This is a genomic window from Phyllobacterium sp. (assembly GCF_037994425.1).
In the GTDB taxonomy this organism is placed as follows: domain Bacteria; phylum Pseudomonadota; class Alphaproteobacteria; order Rhizobiales; family Rhizobiaceae; genus Phyllobacterium.
Genome location: NZ_JBBNAM010000217.1, coordinates 1 through 22,842 on the forward strand (window position 1 = coordinate 1; position 22,842 = coordinate 22,842).

23 protein-coding genes are annotated in these 22,842 nt (G+C 57.5%); 9 read left to right on the forward strand and 14 right to left on the reverse strand.

Annotation, left to right across the window (positions count from 1 at the left end):
* Nucleotides 1–137 precede the first annotated feature (137 nt).
* From AAAB35_RS15105 to AAAB35_RS15130, 6 genes are all read right to left on the reverse strand, one after another.
* Nucleotides 138–1,313 carry an ABC transporter permease gene (locus AAAB35_RS15105; protein WP_340669103.1) on the reverse strand — a complete coding sequence of 392 codons (1,176 nt, stop codon included), beginning with the start codon at nt 1,311–1,313 and terminating at the stop codon, nt 138–140.
* On the reverse strand, nt 1,310–2,308 hold the full coding sequence (locus AAAB35_RS15110; RefSeq protein ID WP_340669104.1) for an ABC transporter permease: 999 nt from the start codon (nt 2,306–2,308) through the stop codon (nt 1,310–1,312). The genes AAAB35_RS15105 and AAAB35_RS15110 overlap by 4 nt, the downstream gene beginning before the upstream one ends.
* 1 nt (nt 2,309) lies before the next feature.
* Nucleotides 2,310–4,226, reverse strand: a complete 1,917-nt coding sequence (locus AAAB35_RS15115; protein WP_340669105.1) for an ABC transporter substrate-binding protein — start codon at nt 4,224–4,226, stop codon at nt 2,310–2,312.
* Nucleotides 4,220–6,109, reverse strand: coding sequence for an ABC transporter ATP-binding protein (locus AAAB35_RS15120; protein WP_340669106.1), 1,890 nt, complete (start codon nt 6,107–6,109; stop codon nt 4,220–4,222). The genes AAAB35_RS15115 and AAAB35_RS15120 overlap by 7 nt, the downstream gene beginning before the upstream one ends.
* A 297-nt stretch (nt 6,110–6,406) precedes the next feature.
* Nucleotides 6,407–7,342, reverse strand: a complete 936-nt coding sequence (locus AAAB35_RS15125) for a polysaccharide lyase (RefSeq protein WP_340669136.1) — start codon at nt 7,340–7,342, stop codon at nt 6,407–6,409.
* Nucleotides 7,343–7,359: 17 nt separating this feature from the next.
* The gene (locus AAAB35_RS15130) at nt 7,360–8,700 is read right to left on the reverse strand and encodes an adenylate/guanylate cyclase domain-containing protein (RefSeq protein WP_340669107.1); all 1,341 of its coding nucleotides are present in this window, start codon (nt 8,698–8,700) and stop codon (nt 7,360–7,362) included.
* 381 nt (nt 8,701–9,081) lie between these two features.
* Between AAAB35_RS15130 and AAAB35_RS15135 the strand changes: the two genes are divergently transcribed.
* Entirely contained in the window at nt 9,082–10,419 is a 1,338-nt protein-coding gene (locus tag AAAB35_RS15135) for a nucleotide sugar dehydrogenase (RefSeq protein WP_340669108.1), read from the forward strand.
* A gap of 10 nt (nt 10,420–10,429) precedes the next feature.
* On the opposite strand, the gene AAAB35_RS15140 is transcribed toward AAAB35_RS15135, so the two are convergent.
* Nucleotides 10,430–11,584, reverse strand: a complete 1,155-nt coding sequence (locus tag AAAB35_RS15140) for a DUF3095 domain-containing protein (RefSeq protein WP_340669109.1) — start codon at nt 11,582–11,584, stop codon at nt 10,430–10,432.
* Nucleotides 11,585–11,911: 327 nt separating this feature from the next.
* On the opposite strand from AAAB35_RS15140, the gene AAAB35_RS15145 reads away from it, so the two are divergent.
* On the forward strand, nt 11,912–12,703 hold the full coding sequence (locus AAAB35_RS15145) for a LuxR C-terminal-related transcriptional regulator (protein WP_340669110.1): 792 nt from the start codon (nt 11,912–11,914) through the stop codon (nt 12,701–12,703).
* A 12-nt stretch (nt 12,704–12,715) separates the two neighbouring features.
* Here the strand turns inward: AAAB35_RS15145 and AAAB35_RS15150 are convergent, their stop codons facing one another.
* Genes AAAB35_RS15150 through motA form a run of 7 tightly spaced genes read right to left on the reverse strand, consistent with a single transcriptional unit; the run spans nt 12,716 to nt 17,927 of the window.
* A complete protein-coding gene (locus tag AAAB35_RS15150) occupies nt 12,716–13,156 on the reverse strand; it encodes a hypothetical protein (RefSeq protein ID WP_340669111.1) in 441 nt (146 codons plus the stop codon).
* A gap of 28 nt (nt 13,157–13,184) precedes the next feature.
* Complete coding sequence (flhB, locus tag AAAB35_RS15155; RefSeq protein ID WP_340669112.1) at nt 13,185–14,249, reverse strand: flagellar biosynthesis protein FlhB; 1,065 nt, start codon at nt 14,247–14,249, stop codon at nt 13,185–13,187.
* 14 nt (nt 14,250–14,263) lie between these two features.
* Entirely contained in the window at nt 14,264–15,292 is a 1,029-nt protein-coding gene (locus AAAB35_RS15160; protein WP_340669113.1) for a flagellar motor switch protein FliG, read from the reverse strand.
* Between the two features lie 5 nt (nt 15,293–15,297).
* Entirely contained in the window at nt 15,298–15,651 is a 354-nt protein-coding gene (gene fliN / locus AAAB35_RS15165; RefSeq protein ID WP_340669114.1) for a flagellar motor switch protein FliN, read from the reverse strand.
* A gap of 22 nt (nt 15,652–15,673) precedes the next feature.
* Nucleotides 15,674–16,129: a hypothetical protein gene (locus AAAB35_RS15170; protein WP_340669115.1), complete on the reverse strand. Its 456-nt coding sequence runs from the start codon at nt 16,127–16,129 to the stop codon at nt 15,674–15,676.
* Nucleotides 16,110–17,054: a FliM/FliN family flagellar motor switch protein gene (locus AAAB35_RS15175; RefSeq protein WP_340669116.1), complete on the reverse strand. Its 945-nt coding sequence runs from the start codon at nt 17,052–17,054 to the stop codon at nt 16,110–16,112. The genes AAAB35_RS15170 and AAAB35_RS15175 overlap by 20 nt, the downstream gene beginning before the upstream one ends.
* A complete protein-coding gene (gene motA, locus AAAB35_RS15180; RefSeq protein ID WP_340669117.1) occupies nt 17,055–17,927 on the reverse strand; it encodes a flagellar motor stator protein MotA in 873 nt (290 codons plus the stop codon). It abuts the gene before it with no gap.
* A 144-nt stretch (nt 17,928–18,071) separates the two neighbouring features.
* On the opposite strand from motA, the gene AAAB35_RS15185 reads away from it, so the two are divergent.
* The 7 genes from AAAB35_RS15185 to AAAB35_RS15215 all read left to right on the forward strand — a co-directional run bounded on the left by AAAB35_RS15185 (nt 18,072) and on the right by AAAB35_RS15215 (nt 22,801).
* Entirely contained in the window at nt 18,072–18,854 is a 783-nt protein-coding gene (locus AAAB35_RS15185; protein WP_340669118.1) for a DUF1217 domain-containing protein, read from the forward strand.
* A complete protein-coding gene (gene flgF / locus AAAB35_RS15190) occupies nt 18,854–19,576 on the forward strand; it encodes a flagellar basal-body rod protein FlgF (protein ID WP_340669119.1) in 723 nt (240 codons plus the stop codon). The genes AAAB35_RS15185 and flgF overlap by 1 nt, the downstream gene beginning before the upstream one ends.
* Before the next feature lie 35 nt (nt 19,577–19,611).
* Nucleotides 19,612–20,985, forward strand: a complete 1,374-nt coding sequence (gene fliI, locus AAAB35_RS15195) for a flagellar protein export ATPase FliI (protein WP_340669120.1) — start codon at nt 19,612–19,614, stop codon at nt 20,983–20,985.
* The gene (locus AAAB35_RS15200) at nt 20,982–21,557 is read left to right on the forward strand and encodes a hypothetical protein (protein WP_340669121.1); all 576 of its coding nucleotides are present in this window, start codon (nt 20,982–20,984) and stop codon (nt 21,555–21,557) included. Before fliI ends, AAAB35_RS15200 begins: the two co-directional genes overlap by 4 nt.
* 107 nt (nt 21,558–21,664) lie before the next feature.
* Nucleotides 21,665–22,045, forward strand: a complete 381-nt coding sequence (gene flgB, locus AAAB35_RS15205) for a flagellar basal body rod protein FlgB (protein ID WP_340669122.1) — start codon at nt 21,665–21,667, stop codon at nt 22,043–22,045.
* A gap of 4 nt (nt 22,046–22,049) precedes the next feature.
* Nucleotides 22,050–22,469 (forward strand): flagellar basal body rod protein FlgC, encoded by a 420-nt coding sequence (gene flgC, locus AAAB35_RS15210; protein ID WP_340669123.1) that lies wholly within the window; start codon nt 22,050–22,052, stop codon nt 22,467–22,469.
* Nucleotides 22,469–22,801, forward strand: coding sequence for a flagellar hook-basal body complex protein FliE (locus tag AAAB35_RS15215; protein ID WP_340669124.1), 333 nt, complete (start codon nt 22,469–22,471; stop codon nt 22,799–22,801). Before flgC ends, AAAB35_RS15215 begins: the two co-directional genes overlap by 1 nt.
* Nucleotides 22,802–22,842 lie beyond the last annotated feature (41 nt).

Here is a 22,842-nt window from a genome sequence, read left to right on the forward strand (position 1 = left end):
GCAGCGCCGCAAATGGCCGAGACCAAACGTGTCGTGACTGTACATCAGGATCCGAGCATCTTCGAAACGCCGCATCATGGTCAAAACCCTCTGTTTTGCGGGTTGACCCGCGCAGTGCACTCGAACCTGTTGGCCCCTTATCTGTATGGATCGGCGGCATCGCGCAACCCATCTCCCAAGAAATTGAATGCAAGAATAACAAGAATAACCGGAATCATTGGAAACAGCAGCCAGGGATAGAAGGCGATCACGTTGACGCTGCGCGCCTCGGTCAAAAGCACGCCCCAGCTCGTAATGGGCGGTCTGAGGCCAAGCCCGAGGAAGCTCAGCGCGGTTTCACCCAGGATCATCCCGGGAATGGAGATGGTGGCGGTAGCGATCAAATGCGACATGAAGCCCGGCACGAGATGACGTCCAATAATGCGAGCGCTGCTGGCGCCCATCAACTGCGCTGCGAGAACGTAGTCCTCCTCCCGCAGCGAAAGCAGCTTAGAGCGCACTGATCGCGCCAGTCCGGTCCAGTCCAGCATGCCGAGAATGAGCGTGATACCGAAATAGATCAGGATCGGACTCCAGCTTACCGGCATGATAGCCGCCAACGCCATCCAGAGGGGAAGGCTAGGCAAAGATTGCAACACTTCGATGACGCGCTGTACCAGGAGATCGAAAACGCCTCCGTGATAGCCGGCAAGACCACCGATCACGATGCCAAGGACAAAGCTGATCGTGATGCCGATAAGGCCGATGGTAAGCGATATCCGTGCCCCGTAGATAATGCGCGACAGGACGTCCCGTCCCAGCCGATCCGTGCCGAGGAGAAACATCTGGCCGCCTTTTGCCGGACAGACGAGATGGATATTGCTCTCCACAATCCCCCAGAACTTGTAACTGTCGCCCCGACAAAAGAACCGGATGGGTTGAACGTCATTGTGATTATCGGAATAGGTGCGCTTCAGCGTATCCATGTTGAGCGACATTTGGCGCCCATAAACGAACGGACCCACGAAGTTGCCTTCGTGGAACAAACGAACCCGCTGCGGCGGCGAATAGATGAAGTCGACATTGCGCGTATGCAGATTGTATGGCGCCAGAAACTCGACAATGACGATCATACCGTAGAGCAGAAGCAGAAATATGCCCGAGGCCAGCGCGAGCTTGTGTCGTTTGAACTTCCACCACATGAGCTTCCGCTGGGAGGCGAGATGAATTTTTGCCTGCTCGTCAGTCATCACCTCGACGGACATCGGGTCGAAGGGCGCCGTCGAAACATAGTGCTGCAGCGGCGCACCGGGCGAGGGAAGCTGCGCCGTCATTTGGTGCTCCTGCCCGCAAGTCGAATTCGTGGATCGAGAAAGGCGAGGGCGATATCGGAAATGAGGACACCGATGACCGTCAGGAACGCGAGGAACATCAGGAAGGAGCCTGCCAGGTACATATCCTGACTTTGCAACGCCTTGATCAGCATCGGACCGGTGGTCTCGAGCGAAAGCACGATGGCCGTAATCTCCGCGCCGGAAATAATCGCTGGCAAAATGGATCCGATGTCAGAGACGAAGAAGTTTAGTGCCATCCGCAACGGGTACTTGACCAACGTCTTAAACGGATGCAGCCCCTTGGCGCGTGCCGTCATGACGTATTGCTTTTGCAGCTCGTCAAGCAGATTGGCGCGCAGCCGCCGGATCATGCCGGCGGTGCCGGCGGTCCCGACGATGATGACGGGTATCCAAAGATGCGAAAGGATGGACCGGGCCTTTTCCCAGCTCATCGGCTCATTCAGGAATTTCTGGTCCATCAAATGTCCGATGGACGTGCCGAACCAGATGTTGGCAAAGTACATCAGGATCAGCGCCAACATGAAATTGGGTATGGCGATGCCGAGAAGGCCGAGCAGCGTAAGCCCATAGTCACTCCAACTATACTGGTGCGTCGCCGAATACATCCCTATCGGGAAAGCAATGAGCCAAGTGAATATGATCGTGACGAAAGAAACCAGGATCGTCAGCCACATGCGCTCGCCAACGACTTCGCTCACGGGCAACTGGTACTCGAAGGAGTAACCGAAATCGCCGTGGAGCATGCCGCCGAGCCAGTGGAAATAACGCAGGACCGGCGGCTGATCGAAGCCGTACTGATGGCGCAGCTCCTCCAGATCCTGAAGGTTCACCGTTTCGCCCTGGGCCTGCATCTCAGCTATCTGACTATCGAGGAAGTTGCCTGGCGGCAATTCGATGATAGTGAACACGAGAGCAGATATGATGAGGAGCGTAGGGATCATCGCGGCGATGCGCCACAAGATGTACTTCAACATTCTAAACCTGCTCCTCGCTCAGCCAGAAGGTATCAGGCATGTAAATCCCGAAATAGCAGGTCGGATCGAATCCATAGAGCGCCTGCTTTGGGACATTCTGCAAACGCGCTGTGCGCAGGATGGGCTGCAGCGTGCCATTGACAAGCCCGATCGAAAAAACCTGGCTCGTATAGATCGAGAGCATTTTCTGCCAGATCGCCGTTCGCTCGGGCATGTTGGAGGATTCGCGCCAGCTGTTCTGCAGATTGACCAGTTCAACGGCTTCGGGAAGGTCCGGTGCCTGGCCGTTCTGTCCGAGTGACAGATAGTACATGCCCCACAGCGGCCATTGCAGCTGATCATCGGCGGTCGGGGCAAGCTGCTGTGGATTCATATCGGCGGTTGCAACACCATTCTCGATGCCATACCAGATCGACATCATGATGTGGCCGCCTTGTGCGCGGCTGCGGAAAATGTCGCGTTGCGACGTCCGCGTGAACAGAGCCAAGCCCACCTTGCGCCAATGATCGGTGACGAGTTCAAGAACATCCGTGTCGAGTGTGCTTTCACCCGGGGTCTCGATCGTGATCTGCGCCGGCCTGCCGTCGGGCAGAAGCCGAATACCCTCGTCGTTACGGATTTTCAGGCCGGCTTCATCGAGCAATGCATTGGCCTGGTCGGGATCGTGGTCGACCCATGCCTTGGCAAATTCAGGCTTGAAAAGCGGGCTTTCCGGAAGAACCGTATCGGCACTCGGCTTTCCAAGACCATAGAAAACCGCCATATTGATCTCGTGCCTGTCGATCGCCAAAGACAGGGCGCGACGTACTCTGACATCACGGAAAAGACCTCGCCAAACATCGTCACCACAATTAAGATTTGGCAAGATGGCAAGGCGAGAGCCGCGGGTCATCTTCCACAGATCGACCTTTACCGGATAGCGGTCCTCGGCGTCCTTGAGAAACGTGTAGTCATTAAAGTCGATACCAGTCGCCTGCAGGTCGCTTTCTCCGGCGCCCGTCTTTGCCGGAATGATGGATGATGAACTGACGTTAAGGATAAAGCGATCGACGTACGGCAATTGCTTGCCATTCTCATCAACGCGGTGGAAAAAGGGGTTTCGCTCGAAAATGAACTGTTCCGCAGGCGGCGCGGTAGTATTCCTCCAGGGATACAGCGTCGGAAGCTCAGGATTCTCTGGCCGGTACTCGCGCGCCATCTTGATATGAAGATCGGCCCATTTCTTTACGCGATTTTCCTTCATCAGGGCGGCTAGCCGGAATTCGTCCTGGTACTTCTTGTGAAATTGCTTGAGATAAGCCGAAGGTCCAACGATGATGAGCGGCTGTGGCCCGGCGAGACCGGGCAGGAAATTGGGATTGGGCCTCTCCCAGGAATAACGCACCGTCAATTCATCGACGACTTCAAAGCGCGGCAGGTTGCCGTCGACACGCAGATCGAGCGAACCGCCACCCGGCGTCAAATCTTTGTTCAACAGAACATCTTCCCACCAATAGCGGAAATCATCCGTGGTAAACGCCGATCCATCAGACCATTTATGACCTTCGCGCAACTTGAAGGTGAAGACCGTGTCCTTATCGGACTCGAAGGCCTCAAGTATGTCCGGCTGCATGACGAGATGTTCATCGTATCCGACGAGTCTCGCATAGCCGTAAATCGTCATCAGGCGGATGTCCTTGGCACTGCCGATGATGGTGCGGACCGTCCCGCCATACCGACCGGGCGTGCGGCCCATGTTCCTGAGCGGTACAATTCGCGGCTGTTTAGGCAGGCGCTCCGCGATCGGCGGCAGGCTACGGGCGATAAGCCGATCGGCAAGGAATTCCGGCTCGTGTTCGAGCTCGCGGTCAGCCGCATGCGTGACCCGGGGGAGCATGGCGCAACCAAGCGCGCCGAGAATTGTGCGCCGCGTTACCAAGGATGAAGCTCCCGGACATCGACATGGCGTCGTGCAAGAACGATGTGCCCGTCACCGAGATCGGCGGGTATAAGCGCGCCCTCCGTTCCGTCAGACCTAAACTGCGGTCCCCAGGACTGTTGATCGGAGGCGTCGCTCGCCTCCAGCGTGGCAAAATCGAGCGGGCGATCGAGATCAGGAAAAGGCACCGCCGCGAGCAAACCGCGCGTATAGGGGTGAACCGGATTGCGGAGGATGACCTCCCTTGGGGCAAGCTCGACAATACGACCGCCCCACATGACCGCGATACGGTCTGCCATGTAATCGACCACGGCCAGATTGTGGGAGATGAAGAGATAGGTCAATCCGAGCTGCTTCTGCAAATCCTTGAGCAGGTTGAGGATTTGCGCCTGCACTGAAACGTCGAGCGCCGACACGGGCTCGTCGCAGATCAAGAGCTGCGGGCCAAGGGCGAGGGCCCGGGCAATGCCGATGCGCTGGCGCTGGCCGCCTGAGAAGCTGTGCGGATAGCGATTGAGATAGCGCTGGTCGAGCCCGATCGCCTGCATCAAGCCGCGCACCTTCTCCAGCCGATAGGCTCGGTCGCCGCGCCCATGGATTTCGAGGGGCTCGCTCAGGATGTTCTGGACGGTCATGCGCGGGGAAAGCGACGATACCGGATCCTGAAACACCATCTGGATGTGGGTCCGCAGGTCCATCAGCTCATCGCCCTGCGCGGTGAGAACATCGATCTTGCCGGAACCGTCATCGAATGTCACGGACCCACTGTTGGGCGTGACCGCACGCATAAGGATCTTGCTGACGGTGGTTTTCCCGGAACCGCTTTCACCGACAAGGCCAAGACATTCGCCCCGCTTTATGTCGAAACTGACACCATCGACGGCACGCACCTCAGTGCTGTGCTTGCCGCCGAAGAGCCCAGACTTTCGGGTCGTATACGTCTTCGTCAGATCGCGAACCGAAAGGAGAATGTCCGGCGCGCTCTCGATCTGCTTCTTCTTTGCCCACAGCGAGTCCGTCTTTACAGGAACTTCACGCAGGGCTTTCAGCCGTTCGCCGGGCTTCATGTCGAAATGCGGGACGGCAGCCATAAGTCCCTTCAGATAGGCGTGCTGCGGATTGCGGAAAATTGCCTCGACTGGCCCGGCTTCCATGATCTCACCGTGATAGATCACCACGACTTCGTCGGCCATGTTGGCGACAACGCCCAGATCATGCGTGATCAACAGCATCGCCATGTTGAGCTTGTGCTGGAGATCGCGCAGCAAATCGAGGATCTGCGCCTGGATCGTTACATCAAGTGCCGTTGTCGGTTCGTCGGCAATCAGCAGGGCTGGCCGGCAGATCAGCGCCATGGCAATCATCGCGCGCTGGCGCATACCGCCCGAAAGTTCAAAGGGATACATGTCATAGGTGCGGCTGGGATTGTCGAAGCCGACGTGACCAAGCATCTCCTCGGTCCGCGCGCGCCGTTCATCCTTTGTTGCATCGGTATGGATCGCTAGGACCTCGCTGATCTGGTTACCGACGGTATGAAGTGGCGACAGTGAGGTCATGGGCTCCTGGAAAATCTTGGCCATGCGGCTGCCGCGCAAGGCCCTGATCGCCTCGCCGTCCGGCGGCAACTGCAAAATGTCCGTTGTCTTGCCATCCAGGGGATCGGTGAAAAAGATTTTTCCCGTCGCTTTTGCCGTGTTGGGCAGAATACCCATAACCGACTGACTTATGACGGATTTACCGGAACCGGACTCTCCGACGAGCGCGGTGACCTTTCCAGGAAGCACCCGCAGATTGGCGCCTTTGACGACGTGCAACCGTCCGCCAAGCATCGAGAAGGAGATGCCCAGGTTCTCGATACGCAGCAGATCAGACCCGGATTTCATGTGAGCCAACTGTTCCCCGCAGCACATCATTTATCGTTTATTTGCAAACGAGACTATCGTACGGTCTTGGGTGAGTCTAGCAGGTTAGATTTGCGTTCTACGTGCACCTGCCAAATTGCGGCGTCAATACAGACGGGGTCTGAGCAATGGACTTGATAAGACATATCTTACGTGTGTCTTACACGGAAGGTAGGGTCAGTGACCACGCATGACAAGCTGGCGACAGTCGTATCGACGAAGGGCCAAGTTGTCCTTCCCGAAGGGACGATTGAGGTGAGGTATCCGTAATCATTTCCGCTATGGCGCGGGACAAGCGTCCTGTGCAAGCACGTCCTCGCACCGCGGCGAACGGCGAAAATTGTCATAATAGAGCGTCCAATTGGTATCGTCCGCGGCGCGGTAGGGACCGAACTTGAAATATTGGTTCTTCCCGAGGCCCTCGTCACCATGGCCGATCCGGCCCTTGATCGTAACGATCCACTTGTTGTTGGCGAAAATCTCGACATGACCCGACCCGTCAGGCCCGGGCTTGCTGTAAATGCCAAAGTCAATCCAGCCTGAATCTGGCGTCGGTAGCTTGTTGCCATGATCCGTAACAACAATTTCATTGGTGCAGGCGCTGAATTGGCCCCCATCCTGCGGCGTCCAGGTCGAGTCCGTTGCAACAAGAGCACGCATCTGGTTGACATCTGGCCGGTACCAAATCGGCGTCCTGGCTTCGCCGCAGGATTTCACGCTACTCGACCCCGATGAGCCGGGCGCCACGTAATTCGTCTCGATCGTCGCAAAAAGCTTCCCCTGGTTGAGACGGAGCGCTAGGAAGGGGCTAAAGTCGCCCACAGCATCAGGCCCGACTTCACGCTTCCATTGGGCAATCAGATAGCGATGATCGTCCATTGGTATCGGATCGGCGAATTTGACCGCGAAGCCGTACCATACACCCTGATCGTAGGGCACGCGCCGGTCTGTCTTTTCCCAGATTTCGGCCCGCTCGCTGCAGTTCTTTTTCGAAGCCGGGCAAAAAGGGCGCACGCTCAATTTCAACGCGCCGGAACCACTGAGCTTTACGTCCGACTGGAACTCGACGGTTCCCGCTCGCTGTTCGAAATTTTTGCGGTAGTAGAGACCGCCGCTCGGCGCGAAATCCTTGCCATCGAAGCCATCGTAAAGGACGTCGGTTCCCGGATCGGCTGCCGCATGGGTGAGGTTCAAGGTGGCGGCGAGGAGAGCCATCGCAAGCGTCTTTCCGATCATTGCATGAATTTTTCCAATAGGGGTCGACGAGTTTTGGCATCACGGTGCAGCAGCATGACTTGCTCAGCTTCCGAGAGGCCATCATAGGCGACATCATCATAGGCGTCATCAATCTGAATCGGCTCGCCCGATGACTTCGGCAGGAGCACGGTAACTTTCTGGCCGACACCGCGCAATTTCTCTTCGCCGAGGGTGGTCCAGTCGCCACCGCAGTAGGAAGCGAACGCCTGGCTGGCGATGACCTCGTGCGAATACTTCTTGGTGAGCCCCTGCAACCGTTGAACTTCGTTGACGGCCGAACCGAATGCCGAGAACGTCAAACGGTCCTTGAGCCCGACATTCCCGAACATCACGTTGCCAACATGGAGGCCAATACCATAGCGAACGTCACTTAGCCCGTTGCTGCGTCGGTCCTTGTTGAGTTCGGAAACGCGTGCCTGCGCCTTGAACACGGCCGACAGAGCAGCGTCGCATGCAATCTTCGATGGGTCCTTGTGACGACCACACGGATAGACCGCAAGAAAGCCATCGCCCATAAAGCTCATGATTTCGCCGCCGCTACGGTTGAAAGGAGCTGCGATCGCATCGAAGAAATGATTGAGCGTGTCGATATAGGCCTGCCGGCCTTCCTTTTCGGCAAGCATAGTAGATTCGCGCATGTCAGCCATGACGAGAGCTGCGCGGATGGTCTCGCCATCGCCGCGACGGATCTGACCATTGAGGACACGCTTGCCGGCATTGCCGCCGAGATAGGTGGTCAGCATATTGTCCGCGAGTTTGCCGAGAACTGCCATCTTTGCCGCGACGGCAAGATGGTTCTGCAGCCGCAACAGCGCCGCAATCATCGCGTCGCTGAAGCCGCCACTGCTGTCGGTCGACCACGATCCCATCATGCCTTGCGTGGATTGGCCACCAAACGACTGCAGAAAAGCGAGATAATCGGTAATTCCTTCTTGGCGCAGTTCGTCGAGGACAGGAAATTCCACTGGACCACCATCATTGTCGAGGCGCCGACGCAAATGTTCGAGATTGTTATTCAGAAGGTAAAAGTAGGGGCTAAGCAGGAAGCGCTCGGGCTTGCCGCTGGGATCGTGGCGATAGCCCTCAACAGTCATGCCGGTGGCGCGCTTCCAAGTAAAACCCAGAGCGTCGTACAAAGGGTGTAGCATGGAGAATGAGAGGTTGACCCGGGCGATAGGCAGGCCGGCCGCCGCTATGCGCTCACAAAATCCCCGTACGATGGTTTCAAGATTGTCTCCCGCAAGCGAAGAATGGGTCAGCCAGTCGGCTACCTTGTCGAGAAGTATGATGGAAACGTCAGATTGGGTCGCGCTCATCGCTGGTCCTTACAAATGCGAGCCACGTCCGTTCCCCGGCACATCTACTGTTCGGACAAGCACCATATCGGCACAACCAATCCGTGTAGACTGAAAATGAGTGAATCGGGGTTTGGTGTCAACGCTCGGCGCGGACGCGCGCGTCCATGAGGAAACCAATCCGATGCACTGAAGCGGGGTAGGTCGGCGGCAATCCTCTATCGGTCGTTGTTCTATGTCCCACACATGGGTGCCTCGACCAGGTGAGACAATAGGTTATCGTCACTTCATCGTGACAAAGCTGACACGCTCCTGACTCAATTTGCCTCGCTTGACACTCCCTGTCATTGCAGCCATCTAAGGCAACCAGACTGGGCTTGCTTTGGCACGAAAGAGATCACCTTGGCCGCTTCACCCTATTCAGAGCTCTACGGCAAAATCGAAGCGCGCCAGGCAAAAGCCGGGGTGATCGGACTTGGCTATGTTGGCCTGCCGTTGGCAATAACGTTGGCGCGCAGTGGATTCACGGTAACCGGTTTTGATATCGATCCAGACAAGATCATCGCGCTCGACTCAGGACAATCCTATATCGAAGCGGTGTCCGGCGAAGTGCTCATGGCGGAGACAGGCGCAGGACGCTTTAGCTCGACGACGGATTTTGCCCGCTTGGTAACCTGCGACGTGGTCGTCATATGCGTCCCTACTCCGCTTACCAAGCACCGCGATCCCGATCTCTCCTATGTCGAGGCAACGAGCCGTTCGATTGCTCTTACCTTGCGCCCTGGACAACTGATCATATTGGAATCGACGACTTATCCAGGTACGACGGACGACATCGTCAAAACCATTCTTGAAGAAACCGGCCTCAAGTCCGGCGTCGACTTTTTCCTTGGTTTTTCGCCGGAGCGTGAAGATCCGGGCAACCGCGATTTCAGTACCGCCACCATCCCGAAGATTGTTGCCGGCGACGGTGATGAGGCACGCGCCCTCATGCAGGCATTCTATGGCGCCGCAGTAAAGACCGTCGTTCCGGTATCGTCGAATGCGACAGCCGAGGCGGTCAAACTGACCGAAAACATCTTCAGGGCTGTGAATATCGCGCTCGTCAATGAGCTGAAGACGCTTTATGCGGCAATGGGCATTGATATCTGGGAAGTTATCGAGGCTGCGAAGACCAAGCCTTTCGGCTATATGCCGTTCTATCCCGGACCCGGACTTGGCGGGCACTGCATCCCCATTGATCCGTTCTACCTCACCTGGAAATCGCGCGAATATGAACTGCCAACGCGGTTCATTGAGCTTGCTGGCGAGATCAATGCGGCAATGCCGCGCTATGTTGTCGGCAGCCTCGCCGAGGCACTCGACATGCGCGCGGGCAAGGCACTCAGCCGCTCGCGCGTTCTCATCATCGGCCTTGCCTACAAGAAGAACGTACCGGATATACGCGAAAGCCCGTCACTGCGACTGATTGAGATCATCGAGGAACGGGGCGGACGTGCCGACTATCATGATCCCTTCGTTGCAGAAGTCCCGACAACGCGCGAGCATATGAGTCTTAAAGGACGCACGTCCGTTGCGCTAACCGAAGAAGTGGTAATGTCCTACGACGCCCTTCTCATCGCCACCGACCATGACGATGTGAACTATGCTGACCTCGCACGCTGGTCGCCTCTCATCATTGATACGCGCAATATTTTTGCCAAGTTGGAACTTTCAGCCGTGCATATCGTGAAATCCTGATACCTCAAGGCTACGATAACTTGGCCTTCAGGTTACTCGCCGCCATCGCATAGCCGCCAGCCGCGCCATCGATGAAATGGATGTGGTCGTGCGCCATGGGTGTCGGCACGAAACAGGTGATGAGAGCGGAATCCTGCCGGTGCAGGCCGTAGCGCGCAATACCTGCGCTTGAGGCGTCCTCAAGCAGCATCTCGATACGGTGCAGGCGTTCGGGTTCGATATCGATGGTCATTTTCAGACCGTCGTCGAACTTGCGGAAATCGGAGTTCTGAACCAGTTCACGCTTGTATACCTTTGGATCCCAACCCCCGGCCGTCAGGCCGAACCGGTCGAGAACGAATATCAGAATAATCTGGGCAATGATTGCCAGCTTGCGGGTAAACCGTTTGCCTGGGGGCGCTGCCGCCCGGGCCTCGGCGTCGACCCCCTTCGTCGTAAACTTGATCGTCGGGCCTTCGGCGGGCAGGGGATGGGCACCGTGTCCCTGCCCGGCGGCAACGGCCACGATCCCGGAGACCAGGTTCCGGAACTGCGCGCTGGCGCCCGGCGTGCCCGGCATCGCAATGATCGAGGCGATAACGCCATTGCGGGCTTCGATCGGATTCCATCGGCAGGACAAGCCCGTCAGATCCGGGCGCGTTCCAGATTGCGCTGGATTGACGATATATTTGCCGGCCTTCATTTGCGCTTCGGCCCAGCTCGCCCCGCCCCCCGCAAACATGGCATAGGAAACATCCGGGCTCGCCCCGAAACGGGCAACACGGACGTCGAGCCCCATCGCCCTTATATCCACCATGGGCACAAGGGCAGCGCGGAGATTGAGCTGGAGGTCTTCTGCCACCCAGGCCTGAACAGCGGCGAGCGCTTCGCGCGCCTTTCCCGCCAAAGAGGCCGGAAGCGCCACCAGAGCGCCGTCGCCGCCAAAAACAAAAGGATAGTCTTTCTTGCCGACTGCATTAAGCAGAGCCGAAATCACACTTGCCCCCGCCATGTTGACTGCCTTATAGCGGCCATCCGCGATTGCCTGGGTCGAGCTGACGATATCGGCTGTTGCGAGCACCCAGTCATCGGGAAGTGGTTGATAGTTGGCCGTATCGACGACGCCTTCGAATTCCACAAAGATGGGGACCGTATCAAAGAAATTGTCGTTTGATGATTTTGACATTGGCTGGAATTAGCACAATCGCGAGTGGCAGGCGATGCCGTATCGATTGCACGTGTGCGCGTGGCACGAAAGACAAAAAGACCCGGTATTGATACATGGAAAGCAAGCTGATGGCTGTAGGAATGCAACTATACATTGCAGCGGAACAGCTTGCTGAGTTGTAGCTAATTGTGCAAAACCAAAAATAGAGATGCCCATATCTTGTGCGTGCACCAAGCTAGTGCAACCATGTGCACGTGCTTGATTCTTTGGAGTCGAAGCAATCTTGATTTCTGAATTACTAGTGATGCCGGCATATAATGCTGAAAGAAGTGGTTTGTGCTGCCCATGCATTTTGATCTGGCTCATTTCCCGGATTTCCAGGAAGGTTTTTATAGCGGCAGCCTCAAGCAAGACACTCTGGAAATGCTGAGGGATATTCGCCAGCAATTGGGCTGTCGCTATGTCACCCACATCGGCTATTCGGATCTTGCCGGGCCGCAACGCAGCCAAGATGCTGAAATCTCTGTGTTGACGACATTGCCGATCCACTGGGTGGTCCGCTACTCCGCCAAGAACTATTATCGCGTCGATCCGCTGGTGCAGGGCATTATGCAAGCGCGGCGCACTCCCGATGCTACAGGGGCGGTCCGAAATCTGGCGGAAGACAAAACCTTGCCGACGGAGTCAAAAAAGTTTTTGCGCGACTGCCAGTTGCGTGGGCTCGGCAATTTGTTTCTCGCCGTGTCAACGTCGAACTCACACGGCTTCCGCGGCGTCACCGGTTTCACTTTCGATGCGCAATCGGCCGAACAATTCAACTTCATCGGCAATGTCGGCAAACGGCTCGCGGGTGTATCGGCAAAGCTCCACAGCAGCCTGCACAGCAACCGCAACCCTGCGCTCGTAGCATCAGTAGCGCATCTCTTGACCAAGCGGGAGATCGACTGTCTCTACTGGGCGGCGAACGGCAAGACAGATGGTGAAATCGGTGAGATCCTCAATATCGCGCGCTGGACGGTCGTGACCTATTTGACCAATGCAAAGAACAAGCTCGGCTGCTCGAACAGAACCTCCACTGTTGCAACAGCGCTTGCCCTTGGCATGATTGAAATGCCCGCGATCAGCAACAAGTTCTAGACGGCGCTAGCCTTAGCCTAGGCTTTCAGGCGTCGTAAGTTGCGGCAGTCGGGCATTTTCGAAAGCTGCGGCGAGGAGAGTAGTATTGTCGGCCGGACTTCGCCCGGTCTCGGAAAATCTGACGTGATGGAGATCGATCTCACTGGAATCGGCGGCGAGCGTTAGGCGGAAATAGGCATTCACGCCCATGTTCTTGAATTCGAAATCGAGCATGACCTTCGGTGCTGTGTTCCAGTCGAGCGTATACTCGCCGCCAAGGCCGAATGTGAGCGTATCCGGATAGAAAGTCAGTTCCGTGGCTGAATTGACGATGTCGGCGATGTTGCCGAAGAGTTCGCAGCGAATGAACGCGATAAAGTCCGCCACGTCCACCAACCGCAGGTCATCGACGACCTCCCTCAAATGTCCGGAGATGATCTCGACGCGGGCTGCGGAATACTGCGTTTTCTTCATGCATTGATCCGATTACGACCTTAGGCAATTATTTTCGACGTGCATTTACGAATTGGATAAGCTCGGCAACTGCTTTGTAAAATTCCGGAGCAATCACGTTGTTGACCTGGACCTGTTTATACAACGCCCTTGCCAACTGGACATTCTCAAAGATCGGCACCCCATTCGTTTCGGCGATCTCCCGGATCTTCAGTGCAATGATGTCCTGGCCTTTGGCCACGACCACTGGCGCCGAATCCTGTGCCGGAACATAGCGCAAAGCAACCGAGAAGTGTGTCGGATTTGCGACGATCAGCGTTGCGGTTGGAACTGAAGCGATCATGCGCTGGCGTGCCCTGTCACGACCGAGCGAACGGAGGCGTGACTTGACGAGCGGGTCACCCTCGGCCTGCTTGTGCTCATCTTTCACTTCCTGTCGCGTCATGCGCAACTCGCTGCGCCAATGGATGCGGGTCCACGCCAGATCGAATGCAGCAAGAACGGTCACCGCGATCGTGACTGACGAGAGTAGACGGACAATGTGCGTGCGGATGAGTTCCGGCAGCGCATTTGGTTCCGTAATGATGGCCTCGACGAAGAAGCGGCTGTCTTCGAAAAAGATCATGAAGACGATCACGCTGGCCGCCACGAACTTCACCGTCGATTTGAGGAACTCGACCTGTCCGGCGGAGCCGAAAACGCGTGACCAACCTTTGGCGATTGAAATCCGTGAGAACTGCGGTTCGATACGGTCGAACACGATGCGCGGCGCGTTTTGCAGGACGGACGCTAGGATGCCTGCGCCCGGTACGATGATAAGGATCGGCAGAAGCGCCAAGGCCACCACGCCACCGACGATACCGAACAGTCGCCTTGCATCGTCCGCACTGCTGAGCCGCCAGTCGTCGGATTTATCGAGCAGTTCGAAAAGGAACGCAGTAAGCTTCAGGCCGCCTGGCACCGCGACGAAAACCGTGATGACAAGGAAGGCCACGATCGAGGCAAGGATTGGCACTTCGCGTGAAAATGGAAGATTTCCCTTTTCAATGGCATCGCTGATCTTCTTCTCAGTCGCTTCCTCGGTTTTGCTGTCTTTGTCGGCGCCTTCCGACATGGGCTATCCACGCCTCACGAAGCCGGATCCTCTATGTCGAGCTTGAGGTTACCACGCTCTGCGAGACTGATCGCCGTGCGCGCGATAACGCGGCGCGCTTCGGTCACGACGTTGGCGTTGACATTTGACTGGTTGGAAAGCTCCGTCTCGACCATGCGGCGGCCACGCGTCGAGAGCGACTGCAGGATGAGTTCCTGCAAATGCGGATCGCATCCGTGTAGAGCGGTCGTGACGACATCAGTCTGGATCTCGTCGAACAGCACGAGACGCGCACGCTGCGACAGGCGCGCAATGTCCTCGAAGGTGAAGAGCTTGGCCTTGATCTTGGCGAGATCGTCGGCCCCGAGATCAGAAAGGCCCGCGAGGATTTCGTCGACATCCGACTTATCGAGCTGGTTGATGATGTTGGCGATCGTGCCGTGATGGCTCTTTTCCGAACTCGTGTTCTCCTTGCCGGTCACTTCCTGTTGCAGAATGCCTTCGAGCATCGTCGAGATTGCCGGCGTGACCTTGCGAATGTGCAAGTTGCGTTGAATGATGGCGCTGCGTTCGGCCGCAGCAAACCGTATAAGCAGCTTTGCTGCTACGTCCGAGGGCAAGCGTGAAATAACGTAGGCCGAGACCTGCGGATGCTGCGCGACGAGATAGGCATGAAGCACATCCGCAGGAATGCGCGGAAGCTGGTCCCAGACCGATTCCTGTGTAAGCAGTTCGGGACGGCGATTTTCAATTACCGCACTCGCATCCTCCGCCGAAAGCGTCTCGCGCAGGAGACCCTCGAAGCGCATGCCGGCCTCGGACACCGGCGCGCCGTCGGCGAAGGCATTTTCGAACTCCTTGACGAGTTCCTCAAAATCGCCCGGCGTGATCGGTTCAAGCTTACGGGCATGACCGGCGAGCGACCGAAGATCGTCGGCAGTAAAATGCTTGAGAAGGCGAGATGCGGATGGCCGTCCGATCGCTACAAGTAGTGCGGCAACCTTCTCCGGACCGCTCAGGTCGCGAATGGTACTCGCCGCGTCAGATGTTTCCTGGTCGCTCATGCGGCTCAAGCACCGCTGCCTATGACTTCGGTAAGGCTGACGCCAAAGCGGGAAGAATCATCTTCGAGGACGATGACCTCACCCCTGGCAATGACACGGCCGTTGACGACGATATCGACCGGATCGCCAATCTGCTTGTCAAGGGTGACGACGGCACCACGGCCAAGCTTCATAAGGTTTGCGACAGGCATCGACGTGCTGCCGAGCACCACCTGTACGTCGACCGGGATGCCCATGATGAGATCGATATTGGGCTTCGCGCCTGCCGGCTTGCGCTGGGGCTGCGGGTCGTCGCGCTTCAATTCCTCGATCGCTTCATTGAGCTCGTCTTCGATCGAATTCCTATCGTTTGGGGCCATGGTCTATTTATCCCGATGAAGGTTAGAGGACGACGCTTGCAACATCTGCAGTGCGAACGATGCGGTTGACGAAGACAGGAAGTGTTCTTGCCGGCGGTTCGGCCTGTGCCGCCGTGGGCGCCGACGTCTTTGGGGCGGCCATGGACGGCTGAACCGAGACCGGCGGCATGCGCACGCCATCCTTCAGGTCCGACTTCGCCCGCTCGACAAGATCGATGGCACGGGTGATTTCAGAGCGGACGCGGTCGGAATCGCGCAGGCGCGCTTCGAGTCGCACGCTTTCATCGCGGCACGTTTCGCGTTCGGCCTGAAGTATCGCCAGAGCATGCTGCAGATTAGCGGCCGAACTTGCCACCTGGTGGGCCATCACCCGGCTCATCGCGTTGAGGCGATTTGCCTTGCGCAGCGCCACAAGGAAGATGACCAGCGAAACTGCCGTCAGAACGATCGAGACGAGATTAACCAGCGGCAAGCTCATCAAGGAGGTCCTCTTCTTCATTGATTGGGTCGGTAATCCGGACAGTGAAGGCGCTTCCAGCTTTGCCAAGGCGGCACTTATAGAGGGCCTGGTAGCCGCTGCGCAGCCGCACCTGGTCGATTGCGTCCTTGGGAAGCTGCAGGATGTGACCCGGCTTCAGCAGCGCCAGCTGCTCGAGCGTCATCGATCCTTGCTGGAGATAAGCTTCGACATCGATATGTGCCCTACTGACTTCGAGCCTTAGCTTCTTCGCCCAGGCCGGATCGGAATGATGGGCCGGTTGACGCAGCATACGGGCAATCGCGTCCTGCATCGGTTTGAAACTGGATCGCGGCAAGAGGATCAGAATCTGTCCCGAACGACCCGCCGACCTCAACGTGATGGCGCAGGAGATCATGCGGGTTTCTGTTACGGTGTTCGGCGCGAGATGGGCTGGTTCGCTGAGGTCACCAACCTGGAATAGCGAGTCCGCACCGCCAGCGAACATATGGTCGAGCGATGCCGTTACGTCGGCAAAGACTTGCCGGGCGATGATGAGGTCTACCGACGTGAGCGGCCGTGCAGGACTGGCTGTCCCAGAGCTAGCGCCAGAGCCGAACAGCGCCTCAATGCCGCAATCGATGAAGTTGCGATCTGCGGCGAGGACGACGCGGGAGCCCCATTTTGACACGGGAACGAGCCCGACAAGCCCGGATTGCGCCAATGCGTCCGTGATCGCGTCTTTTTCCAGCGTTTTGACGCTGGCGAGTTCGGCGGCGACGGGCACGTCTGTCTGTCCAGCAAATCGTGTGCCGAACGATGCAGCGAGTTCCCGGAAAACGGTCTCCAACGATTTGAGATCGTCGACCGACATGCCGGCGGCGCGTAGAATGCTCTCTGCGAGGACGTCCGGTCGTTTCGTTTCGGCTTCAGCTTCCATGACCATCTATGCCGCCTGTTGCATTGGCGCCGGTGACAGCGTCTCCTGCTCGACCACATCGATCGACGGGCGGTCGTAAGCTGAAATGGTCTTACGCCCGTATTCGAGTGCGATCTGGGGCAGGGCGCCATTCATATAGGCGAGCAGGGTCTGCTTGACGATCATGTAGAGCCGGTTCTGCTTTTCGCGGGTAGTCTTGATCTTCGTCGCGATCGGCCCGACCACGCCATAGGAAAGAAAGATTCCGGCAAAGGTGCCCACCAGCGCGGCGCCGATGAGATGGCCGAGGATTTCCGGCGATTCATTGAGCGCGCCCATGGCCTTGATGACGCCGAGCACAGCGGCGACAATGCCGAGCGCTGGAAGGCCCTCCGAAACGCTGACCATTGCGTTGTAGGGCTTCAGCTTATCGCGCGCGATGGTGTGGAGTTCTTCATCCATCAGCGCTTCGATTTCATGGGAACGCGCATTGCCGATGATGATGAGTCGGCAGTAGTCGCAGATGAAATTCGTCAGGTCGTGGTTCTTCAACACGCTCGGGAAGGCCTGGAAAATCGATGACTCCGTCGGATTGTCGATATGAACTTCGACTTCGTTACGCGACTTCGCGCGCAGTTCCCGCATCAAAGCGTAGAGAACACCGAGAACATCCAGATAATCTCTTTGCTTCGGGATCTTGTTGGTGAAGGCTTCCATGCAGGCGCGGCCCGTATCCTTGACCGCCGAAAACGGATTGGCAACGAGGAAGGTCCCGAAGGCGGAACCGCCGATGATGACAAATTCCCATGGCTGCATAAGAACGGTGACGTGTCCACCCATGGCGATAAATCCGCCAAGTAGGCACCCCATCGTCACGACCAGTCCAATAAGAATACCCAAGTCACTCTCCCGCAGATTTGCCAGCGAAGCGAGAGCTAGCAGGTTCGGCTTGTGTGAACCTTGCAGGATCAGCCCTGGACCGCGGACAGTTTCAGGCAAGCTTGGTCTGTCACATATGCGCAAACCCTTCGGGAAAGGCGCATCATGATCAATACTTTGACGAGCTACACCTTGATCGCCAAGGATTTGCCTCGGTCACTTGCCCGTGTCTCCGCGGAACCCGCAGTCAAGCGCGACAGCGAGTATTACCTGAAGAACATCGGGAACGTGAAATCCGTCGACGATTTCATGAAAGACACGCGTCTTTACAACTTCGCCTTGAAAGCCTTTGGACTGAGCGACATGGCCTATGCCAAGGCATTCGTCCGCAAGGTGCTGACCGAGGGTATAGACAGCGACGAAGCTTTCGCCAACAAGCTCAATGACGGTCGCTACAAGGAGTTGGCGACGGCCTTCAACTTCGCGAAATACGGCGACAAGGCAACGACCCAGCCCGGAACGCTGCAGCCAATCGTCGATAAATATGTCCGCCAGACCCTGGAGGTGGAAACGGGCCAGCAGAACGAAGGCGTTCGCCTCGCGCTTTACTTCGCGCGCAAGGCCCCGACGATCGACAATGCCTATCAGATCCTTGGCGACAAGGCGCTCCTGCAGGTCTTTCAGACGACCTTCTCGATCCCCGCGCAGACATCGAGCATGGACATAGACCGGCAGGCGAAGATGGTGGAGGACAAGCTCAACCTTGCTGACCTCAAGGATCCTGCCAAGCTCGACAAGCTGATCACGCGCTTCACCGCGATGTACGAGATGAAAAACCCTTCTACTTCGACAAGCATACCGTCGCTGCTCATCGGCGGTTCAACACAGATCGGTATTACCGACAGCGTCCTGACCACTCTGCAATCGTTCAAACTAGGGGGCCGCTAATGGAAAACTCAATCTATGTCGGGCTCTCCTCGCAGATATCGCTTGAAAGGCGGCTTGACGCGCTCGCCCACAACGTCGCGAACATGTCAACACCCGGCTTTCGAGCCACCGGCATGAAATTCGATGTCATGGTCTCGAAAGCCGCCGAGAATTCGAGCTTCGTCAGCGCAGGCGAGAGCTTCATCAAGACCGAAGCCGGACCCATCACCCAGACTGGCAATCCGCTCGACGTTGCGGCCAAGGGAACCGTCTGGTTTTCCTTGCAATCGCCCGCTGGGCAGGTGTTTACCCGCGATGGTCGCATGCAGATGTCGACGACCGGCGAACTCCTGTCAGTCAAGGGCTATCCTATCCTCGACGCAGGCGGACAACCGCTGACGATTGATCCCAATGGCGGCCCCCCGCAGATTTCGCCCTCGGGAGCCGTTTCCCAGAATGGGCGCCAGCTTGGTGTCATCGGGCTTTTCACGATCGATCCGAATGCCAAGCTGACCTACTTCGACAATTCGGCGGTCATTCCGAGTGTTGCAGCGCAGCCGGCGATCGACAATCCCGACGCGGGCGTAATTCAAGGTGCGATCGAGGGGTCCAATGTCGATGCCATCAGCGAGATGACCCGGCTGATGAATGTCACTCGCGCCTTCGAGCGCGTGGACGCGCTGCTGCGCGGCAATGAGAACACATTCAAGGACGCGGTCAGGACACTCGGGTCAAGCACGTGAGTCAAAGCTTCGATCTCAGAGCGCTGGAATAGCCGATGCACGCTCTCGAAACCGCACTGCAAACCATTACCGAGCGAAAGGGCAGTCTCGACGCGCTGGCGCGCCTCGTTTCACAGGCAGCGTGCGAACGCGCTTTTGCAACGGGCGGTTATGTCGAGGACGTATCTCGTTCCGCGATCGGTGTGCGTGGTATTTCGGATAAAACCCAACTCGGCGACATGGTAATGGTGCGGGCTAACGGCGGACTATACCCGGCGGAGGTCGTGCGCCTCGAACAGAAGCGTGTTCTGATCAAGCCGTTCGACGACCGCATCATGCCGCCGCTCGGAACGCCCGTATTTCCCGAAGGCCCGCTTCGCATATCTCCAACCGAAAGCTGGAAGGGCAGGGTTATCAACGCGCTTGGGGAGCCACTTGACGACAAGGGGCTCCTTGCGGCGGGAACCGAGTCCATGTCGGTCGATCGCGCGGCACCATTGGCGATGAACCGAGGCCGGGTGGAGAGAGCGCTGCGGTGCGGGGTTAGCGTCGTAGACGTTTTCGTCCCGATCTGTTTCGGACAGCGCATGGGTGTCTTTGCAGGTTCGGGCGTCGGAAAATCGACGCTGTTGGCAATGATGACCAAGGCCGCTGACTTCGACACCGTCGTCTTGGCACTCACTGGCGAACGCGGCCGCGAAGTGCGCGACATGCTTGAAGACACAATGGCCGGTAAGCTCGACAAGACGATTGCAGTCGTGGCAACGGGCGACGAAAGCCCTATGATGCGACGTCTCGCTCCGAACACCGCCACAGCAATTGCAGAATACTTTCGCGATCGCGGCAACAACGTCCTTTTGATCGTCGACTCCATCACGCGCTTTGCCCATGCTGCGCGCGAAATCGCCATTGCGGCCGGCGAGCCGCCGGTTTCACGCGGCTATCCGCCAAGCGTTTTCAGTCAGCTGCCGCGCTTGCTCGAACGCGCCGGGCCAGGGGGTACTGGCCACGGAAGCATTACGGGAATTTATGCAGTCCTCGTCGATGGTGACGACCACAATGACCCGGTTGCCGACGCCATCCGCGGTACCTTGGATGGGCATATCGTGCTCGACCGCGCCATCGCTGCGCAAGGACGCTTTCCTGCAGTCGACATATTGAGCTCGATATCCCGCCTTGCGCAGCACAACTGGACACCGGAACAGGCAAAGCTGGCAACCAGCCTGCGCGGTCTGATTTCGAGGTTCGAGGAAACGCGCGATTTGCGGATGATCGGCGCCTACCAGACCGGAAACGATCCACATATCGACCAGGCCGTGACGCTTGTTCCGCTCATCTACAATGCGATGCAGCAGACACCGGCCTCGCCGCTGTCAAATGATCCCTATAGCGACCTCGCCGCGGCGCTCAGACCGAAGGAACCATCATGACGCCACGCGAGACGAAACGCCCTGCATCCGGCAAGGCCGAGACGGCCGAAACGGCTCCCGTGCGCATGCGCGACAAAAGGCTCGACGGGTACCTGAAAGGTGCCGGCATCGTTCTGGCCATGATCTGCGCCGTGCTTCCCTTCGTGATGTACTACGACTTTCTCGATGCGCGGCCGCAGCCGCAGGCGTCCGGAAAGGCTGTGCGCGATCCCCTCAACCGCACCAACCAGAAGGTCGTGAGGGAAACCCAAGGCAACCAAACGTCACCACAAGCGCGAACTGGCGAGGGCGTTGATCCGATGACGACGGCGACGACCGCGGAGCTGACGGGAGACCGGCTGCAGCGTATTGAGGAAGCCAGCAAGCAACCGTTTCCGGGCAAGCCAGTGTTCCTGGTTCGCGAGGTTGTCGGCGGGCTGGTGATGATCGAGGACGAGGGTGGCTACTGGTTCGTCGAGAAAGGCTCGCCCTTGCCGGACGGAAGCACACTTGTCGCAATCGAACGCGGCACCGATCCAGGAAGCTTTTCGATCAAGACTTCGGATGGCGATGTCCTCACCCGAACCAACTGACTCGGGCAAACAACATAAGTTCCGAAACTGTTCATGCCGCAAGTCTCACGCAAGTTTGGCCGCGTAGGTTAAGCAAAGATTAAGCGCTTCTGACGTGCGAGGAAGACATGCAGGGTATCCATCTGTTCGAGCTGGCATCGCGTCAGGCCGAGTGGCTTTCGGTGAGGCAGGCGGCGGTCGCCGGAAACGTCGCTAGCGCCAATACACCCGGTTTCAGGGCCCGGGACGTCGAACCGTTCAAGGACGTTTTGCAGCAGACGCATTTGACCATGGCTGCAACCAATCCAAATCACCTCGAAATCGATGCGTCCGGCATCGCAGCCACGACGCTGCGCAAAGATGCTGTGACTGAGCAGAACCATTCGAAGAATACGGTCAGCCTCGAGGGCGAAATGGTCAAATCTGGTGAGATCAACCGGCAGTTTGCGCTCAACACCAGCATCGTGAAGGCGTTCCATCGCATGATGCTGTCGTCGGTAAAGGGCTGAGCCAATGTCCGATCCGTTACAGGCAGCACTGAAAGTCGCCGCTTCCGGTCTGAACGCTCAATCGACCCGGCTGCGCATCGTTTCTGAGAACCTTGCCAACGCCCAGTCGACCGCCAAGACGGCGGGAAGCGACCCGTATAGACGCAAGACCGTGTCATTTGCCACCGAGCTCGACCGCAACACAGGCGTCGAGACGGTGCGCATTGCCGAGATCGGCAAGGACACCTCTGAATTCGTCGAGGAGTATGACCCAAGTCACCCTGCCGCGGACTCGCGGGGCTACGTCAAATATCCGAATGTCAGCATGGTCGTGGAAATGGCGGACATGCGCGAGGCAAACCGTTCCTATGAAGCCAATCTCCAGGTGGTCAAGCAAGCACGCGAACTCATTGCTATGACCGTCGACCTCTTGAGGAATTCCTGATGATCGATCAACTTCTCAGCGTTTCCAGCCGCAACGCACTTTCAAAGCTCTCAGAGACGATGACCCAGGGAGCCCGCGTCGCCCACCAGGTTCAGCCAGCTACCGCGGCCGGTGCGACGTCCTTTGACAACGTCCTCTCCCATCTCGCCGGATCGGTCAGCGGCAAACTCGAGAACGCGGAAGCGATCTCGATGAAAAGCATGACCGGGGACGTGCCGACCCGCGATGTCGTCAACGCCGTCATGGATGCGGAGCAGTCTCTGCAAACGGCGATCGCGATCCGCGACAAGATCGTCCAAGCCTATCTCGAAATCAGCCGTATGCCGATCTAGGCCCATCAACGGAATTTGGCCGACAAGGCCGGAAGGACTTT

What these genes read in the sequence shown, in the direction of transcription:
- AAAB35_RS15170 (WP_340669115.1), bottom strand. Translation starts at nt 16,129, where the DNA reads ATGAGCTTGCCGCTGGTTAATCTCGTCTCGATCGTTCTGACGGCAGTT.
- fliN (WP_340669114.1), bottom strand. Translation starts at nt 15,651, where the DNA reads ATGGCCCCAAACGATAGGAATTCGATCGAAGACGAGCTCAATGAAGCG.
- AAAB35_RS15105 (WP_340669103.1), bottom strand. Translation starts at nt 1,313, where the DNA reads ATGACGGCGCAGCTTCCCTCGCCCGGTGCGCCGCTGCAGCACTATGTT.
- flgF (WP_340669119.1), top strand. Translation starts at nt 18,854, where the DNA reads ATGGAAAACTCAATCTATGTCGGGCTCTCCTCGCAGATATCGCTTGAA.
- AAAB35_RS15125 (WP_340669136.1), bottom strand. Translation starts at nt 7,342, where the DNA reads ATGGCTCTCCTCGCCGCCACCTTGAACCTCACCCATGCGGCAGCCGAT.
- AAAB35_RS15200 (WP_340669121.1), top strand. Translation starts at nt 20,982, where the DNA reads ATGACGCCACGCGAGACGAAACGCCCTGCATCCGGCAAGGCCGAGACG.
- AAAB35_RS15185 (WP_340669118.1), top strand. Translation starts at nt 18,072, where the DNA reads ATGATCAATACTTTGACGAGCTACACCTTGATCGCCAAGGATTTGCCT.
- AAAB35_RS15160 (WP_340669113.1), bottom strand. Translation starts at nt 15,292, where the DNA reads ATGAGCGACCAGGAAACATCTGACGCGGCGAGTACCATTCGCGACCTG.
- AAAB35_RS15215 (WP_340669124.1), top strand. Translation starts at nt 22,469, where the DNA reads ATGATCGATCAACTTCTCAGCGTTTCCAGCCGCAACGCACTTTCAAAG.
- AAAB35_RS15120 (WP_340669106.1), bottom strand. Translation starts at nt 6,109, where the DNA reads ATGAAATCCGGGTCTGATCTGCTGCGTATCGAGAACCTGGGCATCTCC.
- flhB (WP_340669112.1), bottom strand. Translation starts at nt 14,249, where the DNA reads ATGTCGGAAGGCGCCGACAAAGACAGCAAAACCGAGGAAGCGACTGAG.
- AAAB35_RS15110 (WP_340669104.1), bottom strand. Translation starts at nt 2,308, where the DNA reads ATGTTGAAGTACATCTTGTGGCGCATCGCCGCGATGATCCCTACGCTC.
- AAAB35_RS15145 (WP_340669110.1), top strand. Translation starts at nt 11,912, where the DNA reads ATGCATTTTGATCTGGCTCATTTCCCGGATTTCCAGGAAGGTTTTTAT.
- AAAB35_RS15150 (WP_340669111.1), bottom strand. Translation starts at nt 13,156, where the DNA reads ATGAAGAAAACGCAGTATTCCGCAGCCCGCGTCGAGATCATCTCCGGA.
- flgC (WP_340669123.1), top strand. Translation starts at nt 22,050, where the DNA reads ATGTCCGATCCGTTACAGGCAGCACTGAAAGTCGCCGCTTCCGGTCTG.
- AAAB35_RS15140 (WP_340669109.1), bottom strand. Translation starts at nt 11,584, where the DNA reads ATGTCAAAATCATCAAACGACAATTTCTTTGATACGGTCCCCATCTTT.
- fliI (WP_340669120.1), top strand. Translation starts at nt 19,612, where the DNA reads ATGCACGCTCTCGAAACCGCACTGCAAACCATTACCGAGCGAAAGGGC.
- AAAB35_RS15175 (WP_340669116.1), bottom strand. Translation starts at nt 17,054, where the DNA reads ATGGTCATGGAAGCTGAAGCCGAAACGAAACGACCGGACGTCCTCGCA.
- AAAB35_RS15130 (WP_340669107.1), bottom strand. Translation starts at nt 8,700, where the DNA reads ATGAGCGCGACCCAATCTGACGTTTCCATCATACTTCTCGACAAGGTA.
- flgB (WP_340669122.1), top strand. Translation starts at nt 21,665, where the DNA reads ATGCAGGGTATCCATCTGTTCGAGCTGGCATCGCGTCAGGCCGAGTGG.